We start from the raw sequence: 20,085 nt of genomic DNA, 5'->3' as shown, positions 1-20,085 counted from the left end.
GCTTTGTCGGATAAATGCAAATGTCTGTTATTCTTAAAGACAGCCCTGTTGCCGATGATATTCCGTTTTATCATGTAACGGGCAACGAAGAACGCCTGTTTGAAACCGCTTTTGCGCAACATCTTCCCTTGCTGTTAAAAGGGCCGACCGGGTGCGGGAAAACCCGGTTTGTCAGCCATATGGCAGCCCGGTTGGGCGTGCCACTTTATACCGTTTCCTGCCACGATGATTTGACCGCCGCCGATTTGACCGGGCGATTTTTAATCAAGGGTGGCGAAACCGTGTGGGTGGATGGCCCGTTAACGCGCGCCGTGCGCACCGGCGGTATTTGTTACCTTGATGAGGTCGTCGAGGCCCGCAAGGATGTAACCGTGGTATTGCATCCCCTGACCGATGACCGGCGTATTTTGCCGCTGGACCGCACCGGCGAACTGTTGCAGGCCCCGCCCGGTTTCATGCTGGTGGTATCGTATAATCCCGGTTATCAAAATCTGTTAAAACAGCTTAAACCCTCCACCCGGCAGCGTTTTCTGGCAATGGAATTTGATTTCCCCGACCCGGAAAGCGAAACGGTGGTGATTATGCGCGAAACCGGGATCGACCGGGCCCGGGCCACCACGCTGGTGCGCATTGCAGGTAATATTCGCAAACTTTCGGGCATTGATCTTGAAGAAGCCGCATCAACACGCCTGTTGGTTTATGGCGCAACATTGCTGATGGCAGGGGTTGATTTTGATACTGCTGTTGGCGCTGCCATTATCGAACCCTTGTCAGATGATGCCGACATCAAGGCCGGGCTGCGTGAAGCGATCGCCATTATCCGGGGTTAGGAGGCGAAAATGAGCTTTGATTTTCTGGAATTTGAAGAACAGATCGGCATGATCTGGCACCGGCTGGCTTCTCGCAATCAGGAAAGCTATGTCGAATATAAATCCTGCGCAGTAACATTTGCCGAAATGCGTGGATTTTTACCAGTCATATTTCGTGCTCTTGGCGGTGATCCGGCACTTGAATTTGCCCGGATCGACAAACGGGTGTCGGCCCATCGCCTGAACTGGCGCCAGAAAATCGGCCTGGTTGACGAACAGATCGCAATGGCCGAAATGACGGAAATGGCCGTGAAGCTGCCACCGGAACTGTCGTTATTTCCGGCACAGGCGCTTAATCGCGATCTTTATATCTGGTTGATGGCGTGGTTTGCCGCATCGGCACGTCATCCGCTTCCTGTGCAGGCCACATCGGACGCGCTGGCGATGGATATTTTGCGGTTGCGTCGCGTCTGGCATATCGATAAGGCGATTTGCATTTTGTTTCCCGGCATTTTGGCAATGCGTAACCGGTTATATGATGCCTTTTTGCAGGTCCGTCCTGCCCGGGTTTTGCCAAAGGTTGAACAACAGGTTGAAGAATGCGTTTTAGCGATTTTACGCCCGGCCCGGACAAGCGTAAAACCTGATTTATGGCATTTTGTGACCTGCCCGCTGAATGAACTTGACGATATCGGAATGCTGCCAAAAACAGCGGAACGCCTGCAAAGCCGATATGCACCGTTTTTGCCGGTTCCGTTATGGGGTGATGTGTTTTTTACCGGCACGACGGTGCGAAAACACAATAATGATGACGAAGACGATATGGAAGCAGCCGACGGCGACCAGGACCGGAAAAAAAGTGCTCGCCGCCGTAAGAACGACCAGGCCGGGCGCGATGATCCGCTGGCACTTAACCGGTTCGAAAAAATTCTGTCGATTGCTGAAATGGTCAATGTGAACCGTCCGATGGACGATGAAGATCCTGACGATGCCAAAAAGGCCGCGAACGAACTGGAGGAAATGGAAGTTTCCGACTGCAAGCGTAAAACAGCAACCAGATTGCGTTTTGATCTGGATTTGCCGCCAGCAGGGGCCGAAGACGGGCGGATTAATGGGGAATGGGTTTACCCGGAATGGGATTATCGCCGTCAGGCGTATCGCCCGGATTATTGCAAAGTTATCATGCAGGGTGCCAGTGACGTACAGGATGATGCCAATCTGTGGTATCCCGATGAAACTGAACGCCGCCAAATCAGCCGTGTTCGTCGTCAGTTCGAGGCATTTCGCCCCCGAAACGAGATTTTGCGCGGCCAGTTGGAAGGCGCGGAGCTGGACCTGGAAGCTTTGGTGCGGGCCCGGTGCGACCAGAATGCTACGGGCGAATTAAACAGCCGCGTTTATCTGGATCATGTGCGTCGCGCGCGTGATTTGTCGGTTGCGGTATTAATTGATGTGTCATTATCCACCGACGCCTGGGTTAAGGATCATAGGGTGCTTGATGTTGAAAAACAGGCATTGTCGGTTCTGGCAAGCGGGCTGGATGCCTGTGGTGATGAATTTGGTATTTTCAGTTTTACCTCGCGCCGTCGCGACTGGGTGCGCATAAATGCCATCAAGGAATTTGCCGAGGAGTGGTCCCCCCGGTGTCAAAAACGTATTCAGGGATTGCGGCCAGGATACTATACCCGGTTGGGTACGGCGGTTCGCCATATGGGAAAGCTGTTGGCGGATCGGCCGCATCAGAACCGTTTGTTGCTGGTGATTACCGACGGCAAACCCAACGATGTTGACCATTATGAAGGGCGCTACGGGATTGAAGATAGCCGCCGGGCTGTCCGGGAATGCCGACGTGCCGGGCTGGGTTTGTTTGGGGTGACGGTCGATCACCAGGCGCAGGATTATTTCCCTTATATTTTCGGGGCGGCGGGCCATGCCATTGTTGGTGCACTTGAAAATCTGCCCGCCGCCCTGCCACGTATCTATCGGCAGCTTGTGCAATGACCCGCGATATGGAGAGCCCCCAACCGCCCGAACCGGAAACAGACGCAGATACAGGCAATTGGGGCGGTTTGGAATTTTTGCCGGGCCATCCGCTAATGTGGGTTCTGATTTTATCGGAACTTGTAGTGTTCGGGGCGTTTTTGCTGGTTTTTTCGGCGGTGCGGATATCGGATCCGGGTGGTTTTGCCGCTGACCAATTGCATTTAAGCCCTGTGGTCGGCGGGATAAACACAATTGTTTTACTGACCAGCGGGTTAAGTGCGGTTTTTGCCCTGCGTGCGGTCGAACAGGGAAAAATTGCATATTGCCGGTTATGGCTGGCGCTAACGGCTGTGTTGGGGCTGGTTTTTCTGATTGTAAAGCTGGCTGAATACGGGGCGAAAATTAATACCGGCTTCACGATCGACACCAGCACATTTTTCACCCTTTATTTTCTGATTACGGGGTTTCACGCCCTGCATGTCGTGCTGGGATTGGGGATTTTGGGGGTGGTCGCTTTGTGGCCCAGCCGGATCAATCTCGAAACCGGTACGGCATTCTGGCATATGGTTGATTTGATCTGGGTACTGGTTTTTCCAGTGATTTATCTGGTGCGGTGATGGCACATAAAATCATTTCTGTACGGATGGCGACGTGGGTCTGGGCGGTGGCAAGTGTTGCCACGATGATTGCCCTGGGGGCCAGCCTTGATCATTTACCCGGTCAGCATATGCTGCCGCTTTTTTTGCCTGTCGTCATTATCATGCTGGTGGCAAGTATCAAGGCCTGGCTGATTTTACGGTTTTATTTGGGGTTGCGAAATGCCCAGGGTAGCTGGGCAGGATTATTCGTCGCCTTTTTAACGGTGATTGTAATGGGTGTTGTTTCGGCACAGGGCGCAATCATTTTGATCGGCCAATAGGGGGGATCGTTATATTCCCTCAGCCGAAATAATATGGCGATTATCATGCCTGAAACCTGCGGCAAGGTCTTGCCAATTTGACATGGAACAAGTTTGCGGTGCCCGAATGATGTTAGACTAATTTTAGATTGCTTGTCGTCGTTTTCGCATCACGGACCATGTCATGACAAATAATATAGCGCGTATCGCCGATGTTCTTGGCGCAGCGCCTTATTTTCGCAGTTGGCCGACGCAAGATATCCTTGACCTGGCCGGTCTGTGCCAGTGGGTCCGGCTTGAGGCCGGCACTGCAATGATTGCGTCGGGGCAACCGGCTGAGGCCCTGTATCTGATTGTGAATGGCCATGTTGAGCTGTCTTTTGAAGATCGTGATGGCAAAAATGGCCTGATCGATCTTCTGGGCAATGGGCAACTGGTTGGTGAATGTGCGTTGGTCCCGGGCGGACTTTACGAGGTTTCGGTTCGGACTCTTGATGCGACCACCGCAATTCGCATTGACGGGCCTGGTTTTTCCAATTATTTGGCCGATCATTTTGACCGTGCCCTGACCATCATGACGGCAATCACCGAACGGTTATGTCAGATGTTACGACAGGCCGAAGAATTGAAATGCCGTTCAGCCGCCCAGCGCCTGGGGATTTATTTTCTGGCCGATGCCGTGGCAATTGACGGTGTATATGAAACGCCGCTAACCATTGAAAAATCGGCCTTGGCGCGCAAACTGGGCATGACCAGCGAAACCATATCACGGGCCTTGAAAAAACTTGCCGATGTCGGGGTGTCGCAGCATTCCAATGGGCATATTATCCGGATCGCCGATGCCGAAATGTTGTCGGAATGGTGCGGGCTTGCAGGCAACAAGGGAGACGAAAATGCGTTCAAGACCGCTGTCTGAAACGGAATATGATCTTGTTGCAACGGCACCGTTATTTACCGCCCTTGGCGATGACCGTTTTCGGGAACTTGCAGGTAAATGCCGGATCGAACATCGCGCTGCGGGCGATCATTTGTTTCGCGCAGGTGATATTGCGGCCAATTTGTACTTTTTATTGTCCGGTCAATTGCGCCTGGTCAAGATTTCGGCCCAGGGTGACGAAACGGTTATGCATTTCCTGACCCTCCCTGGTGCCTTTGCCGAGGCAATTTCGCTGGCCGGGCGGGCGTTTCCGGTAAATTGCGAAGTGATGGAAGAATGTGAAATTGTCGTCGTCCCGCGCGACGCCTGTATTGCACTTTTGCGCAGTACACCGCGGGTGGCAACGGATGTTCTTATTCGCCTGATTGAATGGGAACGTTTCCTGTTGGGCGAAATTTATCAGCTTCGTCATGCAAAACCGTTACAGCGGATTGCATCTTTTCTGATTGATTTTGAAGATCGTAGCAGTGAACAGCGACCGGATGATAATCTTACCGCTTATCCGGAAAAACGTCTGATCGCCAGTCGTATCGGTGTTACACCCGAAACATTTTCCCGGTCCCTGCGCAAGCTGGAGGCCGCTGGCGCAATTGCCAAGGGCCCGCATCTGAAAATTCTGGATCGCCGGGTTCTGGAACAGGCCGCCTGCAATACCGCGCCCTGAAATTCACCCGCCATCCTCTTGTCAGGTGAGGATGGCGGGGTAACCTTGCCGATATTGGCGGGCTTTAGTTGGTTACAAGGGCCTTGTGCGCCAGACACCAGTCCATAATATCATTCACGTCATTTGCCAATGGCTGGGCAAGGCCATCGGTAAATGTCTCAAATGCTTCGCGGTTAAGCGCATTTATCCCGGTGATTACCGGAATGCCGCGCATCAGCGCGTCGCCAATCAGGGTGCGAAAACCACGTCCTTCGGCTTCGTGTTTGCCAAATTTGTTCAGAACCAAAAAGTCAATCGGCGACCCGTCGGCAAACATGGTTTCAACGCTGGCAACTGCTGTTTCAAGCGCATTCGGGTCAAGACGGCACCCGTGCGATTCTGCCCCCAGATTTTGCGAAATACGCACGACCGGCCCTTTGGGCAGAACACGGACATCCATATCGCAATGATGGGTGCCGGGGCGATCAAAGTTGGTTTGAACAACGCCAGCCAGCCGAAAACCCTGTTTTTCAAGTTTGGTGGCAACCTGGGCCAATACCCTGTCCGTCCCCCCGCGTTCGCTGGAACTTATGAATGCGATTTCCATAATATCATCCCTTTTCTGACATCGTTATTCCGGGCGCATATCGATGCCCGAAATATCGGCATGGCTGACAAGATCGGTGACAAATTCGTTGGCGGCACGCGTCCATGCAGCTTTTTCTGTGGCTTCGGCAATGCGGGGTTTGGCATTTTCAAATGGCAATATGTCGCCCGGTGCTTTGGCATCAAGCCGCAATATGTGAAAGCCGAAACGGGTTTCAATCGGTTCCGGGGCGATGGTGCCCGGTTCTAACTGGTCGAGCATCCGGTCAAATGCTTCGACGGTTTCCCCCCGGCTGATTTGCCCCAGGCGACCGTCTGACTGGCGCGATGTACAGTCGCTTTCGTTGCGGGCCAGGTTTCGGAACTGGTCGGGGTTATGCGTAAGGATGCCCAATGCGGCAACCGCCCGGATGCGGGCTTTTTCGCGCGCAGGGGCTGTTTCATCGGCTGCAAACAGAATATGCGACGCCTCGTATAAGGCCGGTGCCCGGAACCGTTCGGGGTTGGCATCGTAATAGGCGCGTAACGCTGTTTCGTCCGGGGTGGTTTCGGGCAGGGCCTGTTCAAGCAAGGTCCGGATCAGCGCTTCGGTCTCGGTCTCGTTTTTACCGGGGCCAATATCGTGGGTGTTTGCATCAAGATTGCGCTTTTTTGCTTCTTGCAACAGCAAAGCCCGGATGGCCAGGGCCCGTGCGGCCCGACGCCATGCCAGGGCCTGTTTGCCCTGTGGGACATTGTGATTTTGCAGTTCTGCCGATACGTCACTTGCCGGAATCGTATCGCCATTGACCACGATATCGGGAAAAAATGCGTCGCTCATGATTTTACTCCGCCGGTTTGGTCAGATTGGAACGCGAAGGCCGTGGTGTGGTCGCGCGGCGCGGCGGCAGGGGAGTTTGACGGCGTGACCGAACCACCTGATAACCGGGACGCCAGAAAAACCGGACCGGCACCGACAGCATGTGCACCAGCCGGGTGAAGGGGAACAAAACAAAGATCGTCAGCCCCAGCACCAGATGAATTTTAAAGATCCATGCCACATCGGTAATATGGCTGGCAGCATTGGATTGAAGGGTGAAAATACCCTGTGCCCAGGCCATGAATTTGGTCATTTCATGACCATCAAGATGTTGTAGCGACACGAAAATAGTGCTGATACCCAACACAAGCTGGATAAGCAAAATGACCAAAATGCCCGTATCGGCAAAACTTGACGTCGCGCGAATGCGCGGGTCGGTCAGGCGGCGGTGCAACAGCATGGCACCGCCGCTCAGGGCCATAATTCCGGCAATGCCACCCGCAGCAACCGCCAGTATCTGTTTGGCACCATGGCTGATGCCCAAGGCGTCAAACAGTGCAATCGGGGTTAGCAAGCCCACAAGATGGCCGGCAAAAATCGTTAGCACCCCGACATGAAACAGAATTGACCCGGCAATCAGTTGTTTGCGGCGCAATAACTGACTGGAGGACGATTTCCAGGTGAAAGGATCACGTTCATACCGCGCAACGGAACCCACGATCAGCACGGTTAACGCGATATAGGGATAAACACCGAAAAGAAAATTGTGCATTGTGTTTTCCTTTACTTCAAACCGGTTGTCGCGTGCTGGGGCGAAGCGCGATCATCCATGCGGTTCAATATGTCGCGGACCTGGGGGCAATCCCCGTTGGGATCCGGCCCAAAGACGACTTCGCTTTCTTCCCAAACCGCATCAAGGGCGGCGAGATCATCGGGGTCGTCTTCAGTGATCGCCAAAAGTTCGGCAAGGGCGGTTTTGTTGGTTTCGCCAAGGGCAAGTTCGTTCAGGGCCTGAAAAACCCCGGCATAGGGACTGTCGCGCCGGGAAAGACGGTCGTGCAGGGCTTCAAGGATATGGGCCGCATCGGCCAGGGTTTCGCGCCCTTCATTTAGCGGACGGGTTGCCAGAAATTCCAGCAATACCGGTAAATGGTCGGGCAGTTCGGTGGTGGCGGGTTCAAATCCGCCCGCCCGATAGGTTTCAAGCAAATCAACCATTGCCCCGCCGCGGTCACGGCTTTCGCCGTGAACATGCTCGAACAGATTAAGCGACAGCGTGCGGGAACGATCAAACAGGGTCACAAAACGTTCCTGAAGGTCATAGATATCGGATGTCGCAAGCTCGGTTAACAGCGGCTCGATCTGGCTTATGGTGGCAGGCGACAGCAGTTTTTCATTGCGCAAAACAGGCACAATCTCTGCGCACGCGTCCTGAAGCTCCCGACCGGGATATGTTAACAGCGCCGAGAGGACCTTGAATGTCATGATCATCAGAATGCCTCCGAGGGAAGGGTCATCGTTTTCTTTTTGCCGCCACCAAACAGCGACGCCTGGCTGATCCCGCCCGAACAGCCATTGCCATCGGTAAAGCCGCAGCCTCCGCGCAGGTCATAGGCTTCTTCAACAACTTCGCGGTGCGTGGTGGGAATGACAAAACGGTCTTCGTAATTGGCCAGCGCCATGATTTTATACATGTCTTCTATCATCGCCGGGCTAAGGCCGACCCGGTCGGCAACGCCGGTATTGATAACGCCGTCAATGGTTTTGGACCGCATATAGGTGCGCATCGCCAACATGCGTTCCAGGGCCGAAATGACCGGGGCTTCGTCACCTGCCGTTAGCATATTGGCAAGGTAACGCACCGGAATGCGCAGGCTGCGGACATCGGGCATTTCGCCGTCATGGCCAATTTGGCCTGCTTCGGCGGCATTTTGAATGGGCGAAAGGGGCGGAATATACCAGACCATTGGCAAGGTGCGATATTCCGGATGCAGCGGGAAGGCCACTTTCCAGTCCATCGCCATTTTCCAGACGGGCGAGTTTTTGGCCGCTTCTACCCATGCCGCCGGGATGCCATCGGCAAGGGCCTGTTTTTGTATTTCCGGATCGTTCGGGTCGAGGAAGATATCAAGCTGGGCCTGATACAAATCTTTTTCGTTTTCAGTGTTGGCGGCACTTTCGATGGCGTCGGCATCATAAAGCATGACACCAAGATAACGGATCCGCCCGACGCAGGTTTCCGAACAAACAGTGGGATTGCCACTTTCGATGCGCGGATAGCAAAAGGTGCATTTTTCCGACTTGCCGGTCGACCAGTTATAATAAACTTTTTTGTAGGGGCAGCCTGAAACGCACATGCGCCAGCCCCGGCATTTTTCCTGATCGATCAGGACAATGCCATCTTCTTCGCGTTTGTAAATTGCACCTGACGGGCACGACGCCGCACAGGTCGGGTTCAGGCAATGCTCGCATAACCGGGGCAAATACATCATGAAGGTGTTTTCGTATTGTCCGTAGATTTCCTTTTGAATGCCTTCAAAATTGTAATCCTGCGACCGTTTGGAAAATTCGCCGCCCAGGATTTCTTCCCAGTTGGGACCGGAGGTAATTTTTTCCATCCGTTCGCCGGTGATTTTTGAACGCGGGCGCGCAGTTGGAAATGCCTGCATTTCCGGGGCGGATTTCAAATGGTCGTAGTCGAAATCAAACGGTTCGTAGTAATCGTCAATTTCAGGCAGCGACGGGTTGGCGAAAATATTGGCAAGGATGCGCCATTTCGCCCCCTGTTTTGGCTGAAGCTTGCCCGATTTGGTCCGTTCCCAGCCGCCATTCCAGCGTTTCTGGTTTTCCCAGTCATGCGGATATCCCATGCCGGGTTTGGTTTCGACATTGTTAAACCAGGCGTATTCAACGCCATCACGGCTGGTCCAGACATTTTTACAAGTGACAGAACAGGTATGGCAGCCGATACATTTATCAAGGTTCAGCACCATGCCGATTTGTGCGCGAATTCTCATTGTGCGGCCTCCTCGATGGCGGCGGGCTGGTCGAGCCAGTCCACGCGGTTCATTTTGCGAACGATGACAAATTCATCGCGGTTGGAACCAACGGTGCCGTAATAGTTAAAACCGTAACTTTGATGGGCGTAACCGCCGATCATATGGGTGGGTTTAAGGGTGGTGCGTGTCACCGAATTATGGATGCCACCGCGTTTGCCGGTTTTTTCCGACCCCGGGGTATTCACAATTTTTTCCTGCGCGTGATACATGAACAACGTGCCGTCCTTGATGCGCTGTGACACCACAGCCCGCGCCGTTAGCGCGCCGTTGATGTTGTAAACTTCCACCCAGTCATTATCGACAATCCCTGCTTTCACAGCATCGGTTTCGCTGATCCAGACAACAGGGCCGCCCCGGTTGAGCGTCAACATCAGAAGGTTGTCGGTATAAGTGGAATGGATGCCCCATTTCTGGTGCGGGGTAATAAAGTTCAACACCACATGGGGTTGCCCGTCACGCGCATCGGAATTGACTTCCCTGGTGACGCTCATGAGATCGACCGGCGGGCGGTAACAACACAAACCTTCGCCAAAGGCCCGCATCCATAAATGATCCTGATAAAGCTGCTGACGGCCCGTCAGGGTGCGCCACGGGATAAATTCATGGACATTTGTGTAACCGGCATTATAGCAAACGTCCTCGCTTTCGATCCCCGACCAGGTCGGGGACGAAATGATTTTACGCGGTTGGGCCGCAATATCGCGGAAACGTATTTTTTCGTCTTCCTTGGCGCGTGCCAGATGGGTGTGATCGCGCCCGGTAAATTTACCCAGGGCTTCCCATGCCTTGATGGCGACTTCACCATTGGTTTCCGGTGCCAGCATCAGAATGACTTCGGTGGCATCAATATCGGTGACGATTTTGGCGCAGCCTTTGGCCGGGCCTTCGGTCCATTCGCCGTTAAGGTCGCGCAGATGCTGTATTTCGGTTTTGGTCGGCCACGAAATACCTTTGCCCCCATTGCCCATTTTGTCGAGCAACGGGCCAACGGCCACGAACTGGTCATAAAGGGCGGGATAATCGCGTTCGACAGTAATATAGTTGGGGGCTGTTTTGCCTGGAATAAGGTCGCATTCGCCTTTTTTCCAGTCGCGAACCTGGTCCTGTGCGATTTCGGCCGGGGTGTCGTGCAGGATCGGCAAGGCAACGACATCGGTTTCCACGCCCAGAATTTCCGGCGCAACCTCGGAAAACTTTTTGGCAATGGATTTAAAAATTTCCCAGTCGGACTTTGATTCGTAGGCCGGATCAACCGCCGCCTGAAGCGGATGGATGAAGGGATGCATGTCTGATGTATTCAGGTCGTTTTTTTCGTACCAGCTGGCCGTTGGCAAAACGATATCGGAATAAACGGCCGTGGTGGACATGCGAAAATCAATGCAGACCAGAAGGTCAAGTTTGCCTTCCGGGGCTTTGTCATGCCAGGTGGCTTCTTTGGATTCAACGACGCCCTCTTGCCCCAAATCCTTGCCGAGAACACCATGATCGGTGCCCAGAAGGTGCTTGAGGAAATATTCATGTCCTTTGCCCGAAGATCCTAAAAGGTTCGAGCGCCAGACAAACAGGTTGCGCGGCCAGTTTTCCGGGGCATCGGGGTCCTCGCAGGACATTTTCAAATCGCCCGATTTCAGATTCTGGACGATATAGTCCTTAACATCGACCCCGGCGGCCTTGGCCAGTTTTACCACTTCAAGCGGGTTGGTGCGCAATTGCGGGGCGGATGGCAGCCAGCCCATGCGTTCGGCCCGGATGTTATAGTCAATCAGGCTGATATCCCAATCCCCGGCAGGGGCGGTTGGCGACAGGATTTTATCAGCCTTAAGGGTTTCATAACGCCATTGGTCAGTATGGGCGTACCATGCCGATGTCGCGTTCATATGGCGCGGCGGGCGGGACCAGTCCAGCCCAAATGCCAGCGGTTGCCAGCCGGTTTGCGGGCGCAGTTTTTCCTGGCCGACATAGTGGCTCCAGCCACCGCCAGACTGCCCGACACAGCCGCACATCACCAGCATGTTGATGATGCCACGATAATTCATATCCATATGGTACCAGTGGTTCAGACCGGCCCCCAGAATGACCATCGATTTGCCACGGGTCTTTTCTGCATTCAGGGCGAATTCGCGGGCAACCATCGTAATTTTTGCCGCCGGAACGCCGGTAATTTTTTCGGCCCAGGCCGGAGTATAGGGTATATCATCGTCATAGCTGTTGGCGACCCAGCCCCCTCCCAGCCCGCGATCCAGGCCATAATTGGCACAAAACAGATCAAATACCGTGGTGACTTTGGCCGTGCCATCGGCAAGCTCAACGTTTTTGACGGGAATGTTGCGGGTCAGAATATCGGGATGTTCGCATTTGACAAAGCTGTCGCTGGCGGCTCCGCCGAAATAGGGGAAATCAACCGCGGCAATTTCGTCATGATCCTGGTCGAGAATCAGCGACATTTTCAGGTCGATTTCGCGACCATCGGCACGGTTTTCCAGGTTCCAGCTACCGTCTTCGCCCCAACGAAACCCGACCGACCCATTCGGGGCAACAATGTTTCCCGATTTTTGGTCAATCGCCAGGGTTTTCCATTCCGGATTGTTGGTCGTGCCAGCTTTATTGCTTAGGTCATCGGCGCGCAAAAAGCGCCCGGCGATCAGTTTGCCGTCTTTTTCCTCCAGGCGGACCAGCATTGGCATATCGCTGTAACGGCGGCAATAATCTTCAAAATATTCGGCCTGCCGGTCCAGATGAAATTCACGCAAAATCACATGGCCCATTGCCATAGCCAGGGCGCTGTCGGTTCCCTGCTTGGGGGCAAGCCAGATATCGCCAAATTTGGCGGCTTCCGAATAGTCCGGGCAAATAACGGCCGACTTTGCCCCGCGATAACGGGCTTCAGTATAGAAATGGGCATCGGGCGTGCGCGTTTGCGGCACGTTTGATCCCCATAACAGCAAAAAGCCGGCATTGTACCAGTCGGCACTTTCGGGAACGTCGGTTTGTTCGCCCCATGTCATCGGGCTGGCCGGGGGCAGGTCGCAATACCAGTCATAAAAGCTCATGCACACACCGCCCAGTAACGACAAATAGCGTGAACCAGCGGCATAAGACACCATCGACATTGCCGGGATGGGCGAAAAGCCGAACACCCGGTCCGGGCCGTATTTTTGGGTGGTATAGGCGTTGGCGGCGGCAATAATTTCGGTGGCTTCGTCCCAGGTGGCGCGCACCAGACCACCCTTGCCGCGCATTTTGACATAAGATGCGCGCAAGATAGGATCATTTTGTAATGCGGCCCATGCCTGGGTGGCATTCATGGTCTGGCGCATTTTACGCCAGGCCCGCAAAAGCCTGCTGCGGATCAGCGGATGTTTGACCCGGTTGGCCGAATATAAATACCAGCTATAGCTGGCACCACGCGCACAGCCGCGCGGTTCGTGGTTGGGCAGGTCGGGGCGGGTGCGCGGGTAATCCGTTTGTTGGGTTTCCCAGGTAACAATGCCGGATTTAACATAAATTTTCCACGAACACGACCCGGTGCAATTTACCCCGTGGGTCGAGCGCACAATTTTGTCATGGCGCCAGCGATTGCGATAGGTATCTTCCCAGTCGCGGTTTTCACGGGTGACCTGGCCGTGACCATTGGCAAATGTTTCGAGTTCTTTGGACTGAAAAAAGTTCAGCCTGTCGAGCAGATGGCTCATTTTTCTCTCTCCTGTAGGCGGGGGCGTGGCAAGGCGGGATTTGCCAGCGCAGCATCAGCAGGGAACCGATGCCCCTTTGCGGGCATAGCAGGCCCAGGTAATGACGACGCAAATCGCGTAAAAGGCGGCAAACAGCCAAAGGGCAGCTTCGGGGCCACCGGTCAGCCCGATTGACGTGCCATAGGCCTTGGGAATGAAGAATGCGCCGTAAGCGGCAATCGCCGAGGTGAAGGCAATAATCGCGGCACTTTCGCGTTCGGCCTGTTTCAGGGTTGCTGCCTCGTTAAGGGTGGGCATCAAACGCGGGATTTCCTGGCGCATGATCGACGGGATCATTTGAAAGGTGGAGGCATTGCCAACCCCGGTCAGGAAAAACAGCGCCATGAAGCATATGAAAAAGCCCCGGAAGTCACCTGGTACATTTCCGGACGGCAGGTAGTGCAAAACGCCGATTACTGCCACGATCATGGCAATAAATGTCCATAAGGTGACACGCCCGCCGCCAAAACGATCCGAGATCCAGCCGGTGGCAGCGCGTGACAGCGCACCAACAAGCGGACCTAAAAAGGCAAAAGCCAAAACATCGACGCTGGGAAACTGGGTTTTCATCAGGAGCGGGAAACCGGCAGAATAACCGATGAACGAGCCGAAAGTGCCCGTATAAAGGATGCACATGATCCAGTTATGGCGGCGTTTAAGGATCACTGACTGTTCTTTGAAGCTGGCTTTGGCATCGGCAATATCGTTCATGCCAAACCACGCCGCGATAGAGCCGATAATTAGAAATGGCACCCAGATAAAACCGGCGTTTTGCACCCATAGCTGCCCGCCATCGGGAAGCGGTTGTCCTTCACCGCCCAGCACGCCAAAGACACTGGTGGTAATGGCCATCGGTACGGCAAACTGCATAACCGATACACCCAGATTGCCCAGTCCGGCATTTAAGGCCAAGGCATTTCCTTTGCTTTTTTTAGGGTAGAAAAAAGCAATATTGGCCATTGACGAGGCAAAGTTGCCGCCGCCCAACCCGCAAAGCAGGGCGAGGATCAAAAAGATATAATAAGGCGTATCGGGGGATTGCACGGCAAAACCAATACCGATTGCAGGCAGTAACAGCGAGGCGGTTGACAGGGTTGTCCACAAACGGCCACCGAAAATCGGAACCATGAAGCTGTAAAAAATACGCAAGGTCGCGCCAGACAAGCCGGGCAGGGCTGCCAGCCAGAACAATTCGCCTGTGGTGTAGTTAAATCCGATGGCAGGCAATTTCGCCACGACCACGGACCAGACCATCCAGACGGAAAAGGCCAGCAGCAGACAGGGAATGGAGATCCACAGGTTGCGAGTGGCAACAGAGGCCCCGGTTGTATGCCAAAAACCGCGATCTTCCGGGCGCCAGTCGGTCAGGACATAGCGACTTTGGCGGGTTTGAGTATTCATGATAATTTTCCTTTTAGCGCGCAGTTGGCCGCCCCGTGGCCGTGCTGGTGGAAACAGGGTTTGATCCGGAGGGGGAGACCGGAGCGTCCAGGGGACGGTCGGGCAGGTCGGAAAGATATATTTCGTCGGCAAGGGCCGGGTGACGGCGATGTTCCATCTTGCGGATCACGACATGCATCCACACCGTTGAAATTGCGACGATGGCAAATAACAGCATGAAAGGTGCCGTCCAGACCCCGGTCGCATCAAGCAGCATTCCAAAGGCCACCGGCAGAAAAAAGCCGCCCAGCCCACCAATCATGCCAACCAGACCACCAACGGCACCGACATGGTGCGGGTAATAAACCGGTATATGTTTGTAAACGGCAGCTTTGCCCAAACTCATGACAAAACCAAGCACGACGGTAATGGCGACAAAAACGGGCAAAGACATCCCGAATTCAAACGCGATCGGCCCGTGAATGCCCGAAATTGTATAGGCGGTTGTAGGATAGCTTAGAAAAAACAGGCAGATTAACGAGACGATGAAGGTAAGATACATCACCGCCCTGGCACCCCATTTATCCGACATCCAGCCGCCAAGAGCCCGAAACACAGACCCCGGCAGGGAATAAAGACCGGCAAACACGCCAGCCATTGTCAGTTCAAGGCCATATGCCCCGACATAATAGCGCGGCAGAAATGACGCCAGCGCCACAAAGCCGCCGAAAACGAAGAAATAATAGATCGAAAAACGCCATACCTGCATATTTTTGAGAGGGGCGAGTTGAGCACTGGTCGATACAGGGCCTTCACCGGAGCGTTTGCGTGCCTGGTGTATCGGGTCTGTTTTGGCAAACACGAAAAAAAGCACCGCGATGATTGCCAGTACAATGGCATATACTTTGGCCGTACCTTGCCAGCCTAAAGCAACGACAAGGAAGGGGGCGGCAAAATTGGTAACGGCGGCACCGACATTGCCTGCGCCAAAAATACCCAGTGCGGTGCCCTGATGTTCTTTGTCAAACCAGCGCGAAACATAGGCCACACCAACAATGAAAGATCCACCGGCCAGCCCAAGGCCAAGGGCGGCCAGCAAAAATACCGCATAGCTGTGAACGGATGTTAACAGCCAAACCGCAATGGCCGTAATCAGCATTTGCAACGGAAAAATGATCCGGCCGCCAAATTGTTCGGTCCAGATGCCCAAAAAAATGCGGCTGATCGACCCGGTAAGGACCGGCGTTGCCACCAGCAGACCAAACTGGGTATCGGTCAGGCCAAGTTCACCTTTGATTTTGACACCAATGATGGAAAAAATGGTCCAGACGGCAAAACATGCAGTAAATGCGAAAGTGCTTAGTCCCAGGGCGCGGCCCTGATCGGTGCGGGTTACTCCGTCGAGAGTATGCATTTTGATCCCCTCTTGTCCGTTGGCGCGATGTCTGTGCGCCCGTCGGAATGCAGTAATGCGTCAGAGAGAGGTGAAAAACTTGATCAGTATCAATTAATAATTTTCGATTTACAAAATAATTGATGATATGAAACATGACATGCCAAAGTAATCATAGCGTGATTTACTGTTAAATATATTTCGTGTACTTGATTGAATTATTTGTTATTTATACTTGATAATTATCAAGTTATAAGGAGGACGACCCCATGCGCCCCTCGGATGTGCCCGATTTACGGGATCTTGAATTGTTCCGCGAAATGTCGGAGGAACGATTCGATGAATTGATGCGCGGGGCTTATGTGCAGACATTTCCGCCAATGGTTGATCTGATCACCGAGGGCGACATGAGTGATTTTTTGCATGTGGTGTTGGAAGGGCGGGTTGAGCTGTTTGCCTCCTGGAATGGCCGTGAAACCACAATTGACACAGTGGAACCGATCTCGACCTTTATTCTGGCTGCAACGATCAAAGATGCCCCTTATCTTATGTCGGCACGAACATTGGAAAAATCGCGATTGATTTTATTGCCCTCGTCAGATGTGCGCCGGGTATTTGATGCTGATGGTGCCTTTGCGCGCAGCGTGGTGAGCGAATTGTCCGCCCGGTATCGGGCCGTTGTGAAAAATATAAAGAACCTGAAATTACGCAGTTCGATTGAACGGCTGGCAAATTACATTTTGCACCAATATGAAATACACGGTCAGGCCCCGGTATTTGATTTGCCAATTGAAAAACGCAAGATTGCGTCATTCCTGGGAATGACGCCGGAAAACTTATCCCGGGCCATTCGCGGCCTCAGGCCTTTTGGCGTTGAAATCGAGGCCCAGCATGTCACGATTGCCGAGCCTGATACCCTTCGGAACCTGGCAAAACCCAGTGCCTTGATCGATGAATCCGATGCCCCGTCAATGAGATAACCTTGTTCGCTGGTTCATTCTTGCGGCGGCAGGATGTTGTTTTATGTGGTTTCAGGCAGTCTTGTTGAAGGAAATATGTTCTAGCCGACGTCGGAAAAATGGCCAAAGTCAAGTGATACCATTTCGCGTGATCGATGACGGATAGGGGATTCCCAAACGGTCAGATATTTGATTCAATAGCCGCCAACCATAGGGAGGTTGGTGACGGCATCAGCAATTGCGCTTCGAGGTGATTTTACGGCGGCGGGGGTCCGGACAAGGACAGATCAAACAAAGCCCGGCAGGAGATGACCCGCCGGGCTTTGTGAATTGATTGGCGCTGACGGATCAGACGCCCGGTTTAACCGACGCACCGGTCTTAAGCGATTGAACCGCCGCATCGGCCAGTTCAAGGGCCTTCAAACCATCATGCCCGCTGGGGAAGGCAACGTTTTCGCCGCTCAGCATATTGCAGAAGGTTGTCAGTTCAAAGCGGTAGGCATCGGCATAACGCTGCATGAAAAAGTCCAGCAGTGGTTCGGTGGTATAACCATCGCCATTGGCAATCGTTACCGATGTTGCCCGGTGGTTTTCGGCCTGCACCATGCCCTTTGACCCGTGCACTTCAACGCGCTGATCATAGCCATAAGTTGCCCGGCGCGAATTGGTAATGACAGCCATTTTGCCGCTGGCCGTGCGTAGCGTTGCGGTTGCCGTATCGACATCGCCGGTTTCCTTGATCGCCGGGTCGGTCAGAACGGCACCAGTGGCAAAAACGTCGGTCACTTCTTCGCCCAGCAGAAAACGCGCCATGTCAAAGTCGTGGATCATCATATCGCGAAACAGGCCGCCAGAGCGTTTGATATAATCAACCGGCGGTGCCCCTGGGTCGCGCGAGGTGATTTGCACCAATTCAACATCGCCAACATTGCCAGCGCGGATTTCGGCATGTACACGGGCAAAGCTGGGGTCGAAGCGGCGGTTGAAACCAACCATCAGTTTGGCACCGGTTTCTTCCACCACCTTCAGGCACGCCCGGACACGTTCGGACGAAAGATCGACCGGTTTCTCGCAGAAAATCGCCTTGCCAGCCCTGGCGGCCAGTTCGATCTGATCGGCGTGAAGGTCGGTCGGCGTGGCAATAATGACGGCACCAATGTTGGCATCGTTCATAATTTCCTCGACCGAGGCGCGTTTGGCCCCGGTCAGGGCAATGGCAGCGTCGGCCGCAGCATCCACCGGGTCATATACCGCAGCGATTTTCGCATTGGGTACGCCCAGTACGGCTTTGGCATGGGTGATGCCGATACGTCCGGCACCGAGCAGTCCGATATTAAGCATGGCTATTTTCCTTAACCAAGGGTCGGCATGGTGAATTCAGGGTCGGTCCGCTGGCCGGTCGGCCACCGGGTGGTGGTGGTTTTAAGGCGGGTAAAGAAACGAACGCCTTCCATGCCATGCATGTGGTGATCGCCAAAGATTGATGATTTCCAGCCGCCAAAGGAATGGAACGCCATCGGCACCGGGATCGGTACGTTAATGCCCACCATGCCGACTTCAATATCCTGGCTAAAGGCACGGGCAACATCACCATCGCGGGTGAAAATCGCTGTGCCATTGGCATATTCGTGGCTGTGGATCAAATCAACCGCCGACTGGTAATCCGCGCGACGGACGATGGACAAGGCCGGGCCGAATATTTCCTCGCGGTAAATTTTCATATCGGGGGTGACGTAATCAAACAGGGTGCCACCAATATAATAGCCATTTTCATAGCCTTGCTTGTCCTGGCGGAAGGTGCGGCCATCAACAACAATTTTGGCCCCTTCGGCTTCGCCACTATCGATATAGCCACGTACCTTTTCTAAATGCTGCTTGGTGACCAGCGGCCCCATATCCGATGCCTTGTCCGACGCCGGGCCAATTTTAAGGGCCTGGATTTTCGGCACCAGTTTTTCGACCAGCGCATCGGCAACCGCATCGGTTACGGGCACAGCCACCGAAATCGCCATGCAGCGTTCCCCGGCCGAGCCATAGGCTGCCCCCATCAGGGCGTTCACGGCCATATCAAGGTCGGCATCGGGCATTATCACCATGTGGTTTTTCGCCCCGCCCAGCGCTTGGACGCGTTTGCCATTGGCCGTGCCGGTTGTGTAAATATATTTGGCAATCGGGGTGGAACCAACAAAGCTGATCGCTTTGACATCGGGGTTGTTCAACAGTGCATCCACTGCTTCCTTATCACCCTGAACCACGTTGAAAACACCGGCAGGCAAACCGGCTTCGGTTAACCAATCGGCCATCAAAAGCGATGCCGACGGGTCCCGTTCGGATGGTTTCAGGATGAAAGTATTGCCGCACGCCAGGGCGACGGGGAACATCCACATCGGCACCATGGCCGGGAAGTTAAACGGGGTAATCCCGGCAACCACGCCCAGGGCCTGACGGACGGAATGGCTGTCAACACCGGTGCCGACATTTTCGGTAAATTCGCCTTTGAGCAGGTGCGGGGCACCGGTGGCAAATTCCACCACTTCCAACCCACGGGTCACTTCACCCAGGGCATCTTCGTGGGTTTTGCCGTGTTCGGCACTAATGGCTTGTGCCATTTGGCCGGCGCGTTCCCACAAAATGGTTTTGAACCGGTCCAAAATGCGTGTCCGGCGCAGCGGCGGGGTTTTAGACCAGTCGCGCCATGCCGCTTTGGCGGCGGCAACGGCCTGATCAATTTCGGCGGTCGATGCCAGGGCAACGGTTTTTTCAGCATCCCCGGTGGCGGGGTTAAAAACATCCTGCGACCGGCCCGATGTGCCAGCAACATGTGCGCCATTAATGTAATGGGCAATCTCGGTCATGGGTAAAATCCTTTGGTTTTGGGCATTCGCGCC

General features: G+C 53.9%; 17 protein-coding genes. 7 read left to right on the top strand and 10 right to left on the bottom strand.

Features of this window, described 5'->3' with window-relative positions:
- Positions 1–20: 20 nt before the first annotated feature.
- The 6 genes from AAC086_RS03700 to AAC086_RS03675 all read left to right on the top strand — a co-directional run bounded on the left by AAC086_RS03700 (position 21) and on the right by AAC086_RS03675 (position 5,291).
- Positions 21–830, top strand: coding sequence for a CbbQ/NirQ/NorQ/GpvN family protein (locus AAC086_RS03700; RefSeq protein WP_339775433.1), 810 nt, complete (start codon positions 21–23; stop codon positions 828–830).
- A 9-nt stretch (positions 831–839) separates the two neighbouring features.
- The gene (locus tag AAC086_RS03695) at positions 840–2,810 is read left to right on the top strand and encodes a VWA domain-containing protein (protein ID WP_339775430.1); all 1,971 of its coding nucleotides are present in this window, start codon (positions 840–842) and stop codon (positions 2,808–2,810) included.
- Entirely contained in the window at positions 2,807–3,409 is a 603-nt protein-coding gene (locus tag AAC086_RS03690) for a cytochrome c oxidase subunit 3 family protein (RefSeq protein ID WP_339775427.1), read from the top strand. The genes AAC086_RS03695 and AAC086_RS03690 overlap by 4 nt, the downstream gene beginning before the upstream one ends.
- Complete coding sequence (locus AAC086_RS03685) at positions 3,409–3,711, top strand: cytochrome C oxidase subunit IV family protein (RefSeq protein WP_339775425.1); 303 nt, start codon at positions 3,409–3,411, stop codon at positions 3,709–3,711. The genes AAC086_RS03690 and AAC086_RS03685 overlap by 1 nt, the downstream gene beginning before the upstream one ends.
- Positions 3,712–3,874: 163 nt before the next feature.
- Complete coding sequence (locus AAC086_RS03680) at positions 3,875–4,606, top strand: Crp/Fnr family transcriptional regulator (protein ID WP_339775423.1); 732 nt, start codon at positions 3,875–3,877, stop codon at positions 4,604–4,606.
- Positions 4,584–5,291 carry a Crp/Fnr family transcriptional regulator gene (locus AAC086_RS03675; protein ID WP_339775421.1) on the top strand — a complete coding sequence of 236 codons (708 nt, stop codon included), beginning with the start codon at positions 4,584–4,586 and terminating at the stop codon, positions 5,289–5,291. Before AAC086_RS03680 ends, AAC086_RS03675 begins: the two co-directional genes overlap by 23 nt.
- Positions 5,292–5,355: 64 nt before the next feature.
- Here the strand turns inward: AAC086_RS03675 and AAC086_RS03670 are convergent, their stop codons facing one another.
- Genes AAC086_RS03670 through AAC086_RS03635 form a run of 8 tightly spaced genes read right to left on the bottom strand, consistent with a single transcriptional unit; the run spans position 5,356 to position 16,259 of the window.
- The gene (locus tag AAC086_RS03670; protein ID WP_339775419.1) at positions 5,356–5,877 is read right to left on the bottom strand and encodes a DUF2478 domain-containing protein; all 522 of its coding nucleotides are present in this window, start codon (positions 5,875–5,877) and stop codon (positions 5,356–5,358) included.
- A gap of 24 nt (positions 5,878–5,901) precedes the next feature.
- Positions 5,902–6,696 carry a peptidylprolyl isomerase gene (locus AAC086_RS03665; RefSeq protein ID WP_339775417.1) on the bottom strand — a complete coding sequence of 265 codons (795 nt, stop codon included), beginning with the start codon at positions 6,694–6,696 and terminating at the stop codon, positions 5,902–5,904.
- A 4-nt stretch (positions 6,697–6,700) separates the two neighbouring features.
- On the bottom strand, positions 6,701–7,447 hold the full coding sequence (narI, locus tag AAC086_RS03660) for a respiratory nitrate reductase subunit gamma (protein WP_339775414.1): 747 nt from the start codon (positions 7,445–7,447) through the stop codon (positions 6,701–6,703).
- An 11-nt stretch (positions 7,448–7,458) separates the two neighbouring features.
- Positions 7,459–8,166 (bottom strand): nitrate reductase molybdenum cofactor assembly chaperone, encoded by a 708-nt coding sequence (gene narJ / locus AAC086_RS03655; RefSeq protein WP_339775411.1) that lies wholly within the window; start codon positions 8,164–8,166, stop codon positions 7,459–7,461.
- On the bottom strand, positions 8,166–9,692 hold the full coding sequence (gene narH, locus AAC086_RS03650; RefSeq protein WP_339775408.1) for a nitrate reductase subunit beta: 1,527 nt from the start codon (positions 9,690–9,692) through the stop codon (positions 8,166–8,168). The genes narJ and narH overlap by 1 nt, the downstream gene beginning before the upstream one ends.
- On the bottom strand, positions 9,689–13,426 hold the full coding sequence (locus AAC086_RS03645; protein WP_339775407.1) for a nitrate reductase subunit alpha: 3,738 nt from the start codon (positions 13,424–13,426) through the stop codon (positions 9,689–9,691). The genes narH and AAC086_RS03645 overlap by 4 nt, the downstream gene beginning before the upstream one ends.
- A gap of 54 nt (positions 13,427–13,480) precedes the next feature.
- Positions 13,481–14,866 carry a NarK family nitrate/nitrite MFS transporter gene (locus AAC086_RS03640; protein WP_339775404.1) on the bottom strand — a complete coding sequence of 462 codons (1,386 nt, stop codon included), beginning with the start codon at positions 14,864–14,866 and terminating at the stop codon, positions 13,481–13,483.
- 13 nt (positions 14,867–14,879) lie between these two features.
- A complete protein-coding gene (locus tag AAC086_RS03635) occupies positions 14,880–16,259 on the bottom strand; it encodes a nitrate/nitrite transporter (protein WP_339775401.1) in 1,380 nt (459 codons plus the stop codon).
- Positions 16,260–16,507: 248 nt separating this feature from the next.
- On the opposite strand from AAC086_RS03635, the gene AAC086_RS03630 reads away from it, so the two are divergent.
- Positions 16,508–17,218, top strand: a complete 711-nt coding sequence (locus AAC086_RS03630) for a cyclic nucleotide-binding domain-containing protein (protein ID WP_339775398.1) — start codon at positions 16,508–16,510, stop codon at positions 17,216–17,218.
- A 327-nt stretch (positions 17,219–17,545) separates the two neighbouring features.
- On the opposite strand, the gene iolG is transcribed toward AAC086_RS03630, so the two are convergent.
- Positions 17,546–18,538, bottom strand: coding sequence for an inositol 2-dehydrogenase (gene iolG, locus AAC086_RS03625; RefSeq protein WP_339775395.1), 993 nt, complete (start codon positions 18,536–18,538; stop codon positions 17,546–17,548).
- An 11-nt stretch (positions 18,539–18,549) separates the two neighbouring features.
- Complete coding sequence (locus AAC086_RS03620) at positions 18,550–20,052, bottom strand: CoA-acylating methylmalonate-semialdehyde dehydrogenase (RefSeq protein WP_339775392.1); 1,503 nt, start codon at positions 20,050–20,052, stop codon at positions 18,550–18,552.
- Positions 20,053–20,085 lie beyond the last annotated feature (33 nt).

It is taken from the genome of uncultured Thalassospira sp., assembly GCF_963976115.1.
GTDB lineage: Bacteria > Pseudomonadota > Alphaproteobacteria > Rhodospirillales > Thalassospiraceae > Thalassospira.
This window is presented reverse-complemented; position numbering and strand designations above follow the sequence as displayed.

Excerpts from the sequence above, each read along its gene's own strand:
- AAC086_RS03630 (WP_339775398.1), top strand. The coding sequence starts at position 16,508 with ATGCGCCCCTCGGATGTGCCCGATTTACGGGATCTTGAATTGTTCCGC.
- AAC086_RS03645 (WP_339775407.1), bottom strand. The coding sequence starts at position 13,426 with ATGAGCCATCTGCTCGACAGGCTGAACTTTTTTCAGTCCAAAGAACTC.
- narH (WP_339775408.1), bottom strand. The coding sequence starts at position 9,692 with ATGAGAATTCGCGCACAAATCGGCATGGTGCTGAACCTTGATAAATGT.
- AAC086_RS03695 (WP_339775430.1), top strand. The coding sequence starts at position 840 with ATGAGCTTTGATTTTCTGGAATTTGAAGAACAGATCGGCATGATCTGG.
- AAC086_RS03635 (WP_339775401.1), bottom strand. The coding sequence starts at position 16,259 with ATGCATACTCTCGACGGAGTAACCCGCACCGATCAGGGCCGCGCCCTG.
- iolG (WP_339775395.1), bottom strand. The coding sequence starts at position 18,538 with ATGCTTAATATCGGACTGCTCGGTGCCGGACGTATCGGCATCACCCAT.
- AAC086_RS03640 (WP_339775404.1), bottom strand. The coding sequence starts at position 14,866 with ATGAATACTCAAACCCGCCAAAGTCGCTATGTCCTGACCGACTGGCGC.
- AAC086_RS03620 (WP_339775392.1), bottom strand. The coding sequence starts at position 20,052 with ATGACCGAGATTGCCCATTACATTAATGGCGCACATGTTGCTGGCACA.
- AAC086_RS03690 (WP_339775427.1), top strand. The coding sequence starts at position 2,807 with ATGACCCGCGATATGGAGAGCCCCCAACCGCCCGAACCGGAAACAGAC.
- AAC086_RS03670 (WP_339775419.1), bottom strand. The coding sequence starts at position 5,877 with ATGGAAATCGCATTCATAAGTTCCAGCGAACGCGGGGGGACGGACAGG.
- narJ (WP_339775411.1), bottom strand. The coding sequence starts at position 8,166 with ATGATCATGACATTCAAGGTCCTCTCGGCGCTGTTAACATATCCCGGT.
- AAC086_RS03665 (WP_339775417.1), bottom strand. The coding sequence starts at position 6,696 with ATGAGCGACGCATTTTTTCCCGATATCGTGGTCAATGGCGATACGATT.
- AAC086_RS03675 (WP_339775421.1), top strand. The coding sequence starts at position 4,584 with ATGCGTTCAAGACCGCTGTCTGAAACGGAATATGATCTTGTTGCAACG.
- AAC086_RS03700 (WP_339775433.1), top strand. The coding sequence starts at position 21 with ATGTCTGTTATTCTTAAAGACAGCCCTGTTGCCGATGATATTCCGTTT.
- AAC086_RS03680 (WP_339775423.1), top strand. The coding sequence starts at position 3,875 with ATGACAAATAATATAGCGCGTATCGCCGATGTTCTTGGCGCAGCGCCT.
- AAC086_RS03685 (WP_339775425.1), top strand. The coding sequence starts at position 3,409 with ATGGCACATAAAATCATTTCTGTACGGATGGCGACGTGGGTCTGGGCG.
- narI (WP_339775414.1), bottom strand. The coding sequence starts at position 7,447 with ATGCACAATTTTCTTTTCGGTGTTTATCCCTATATCGCGTTAACCGTG.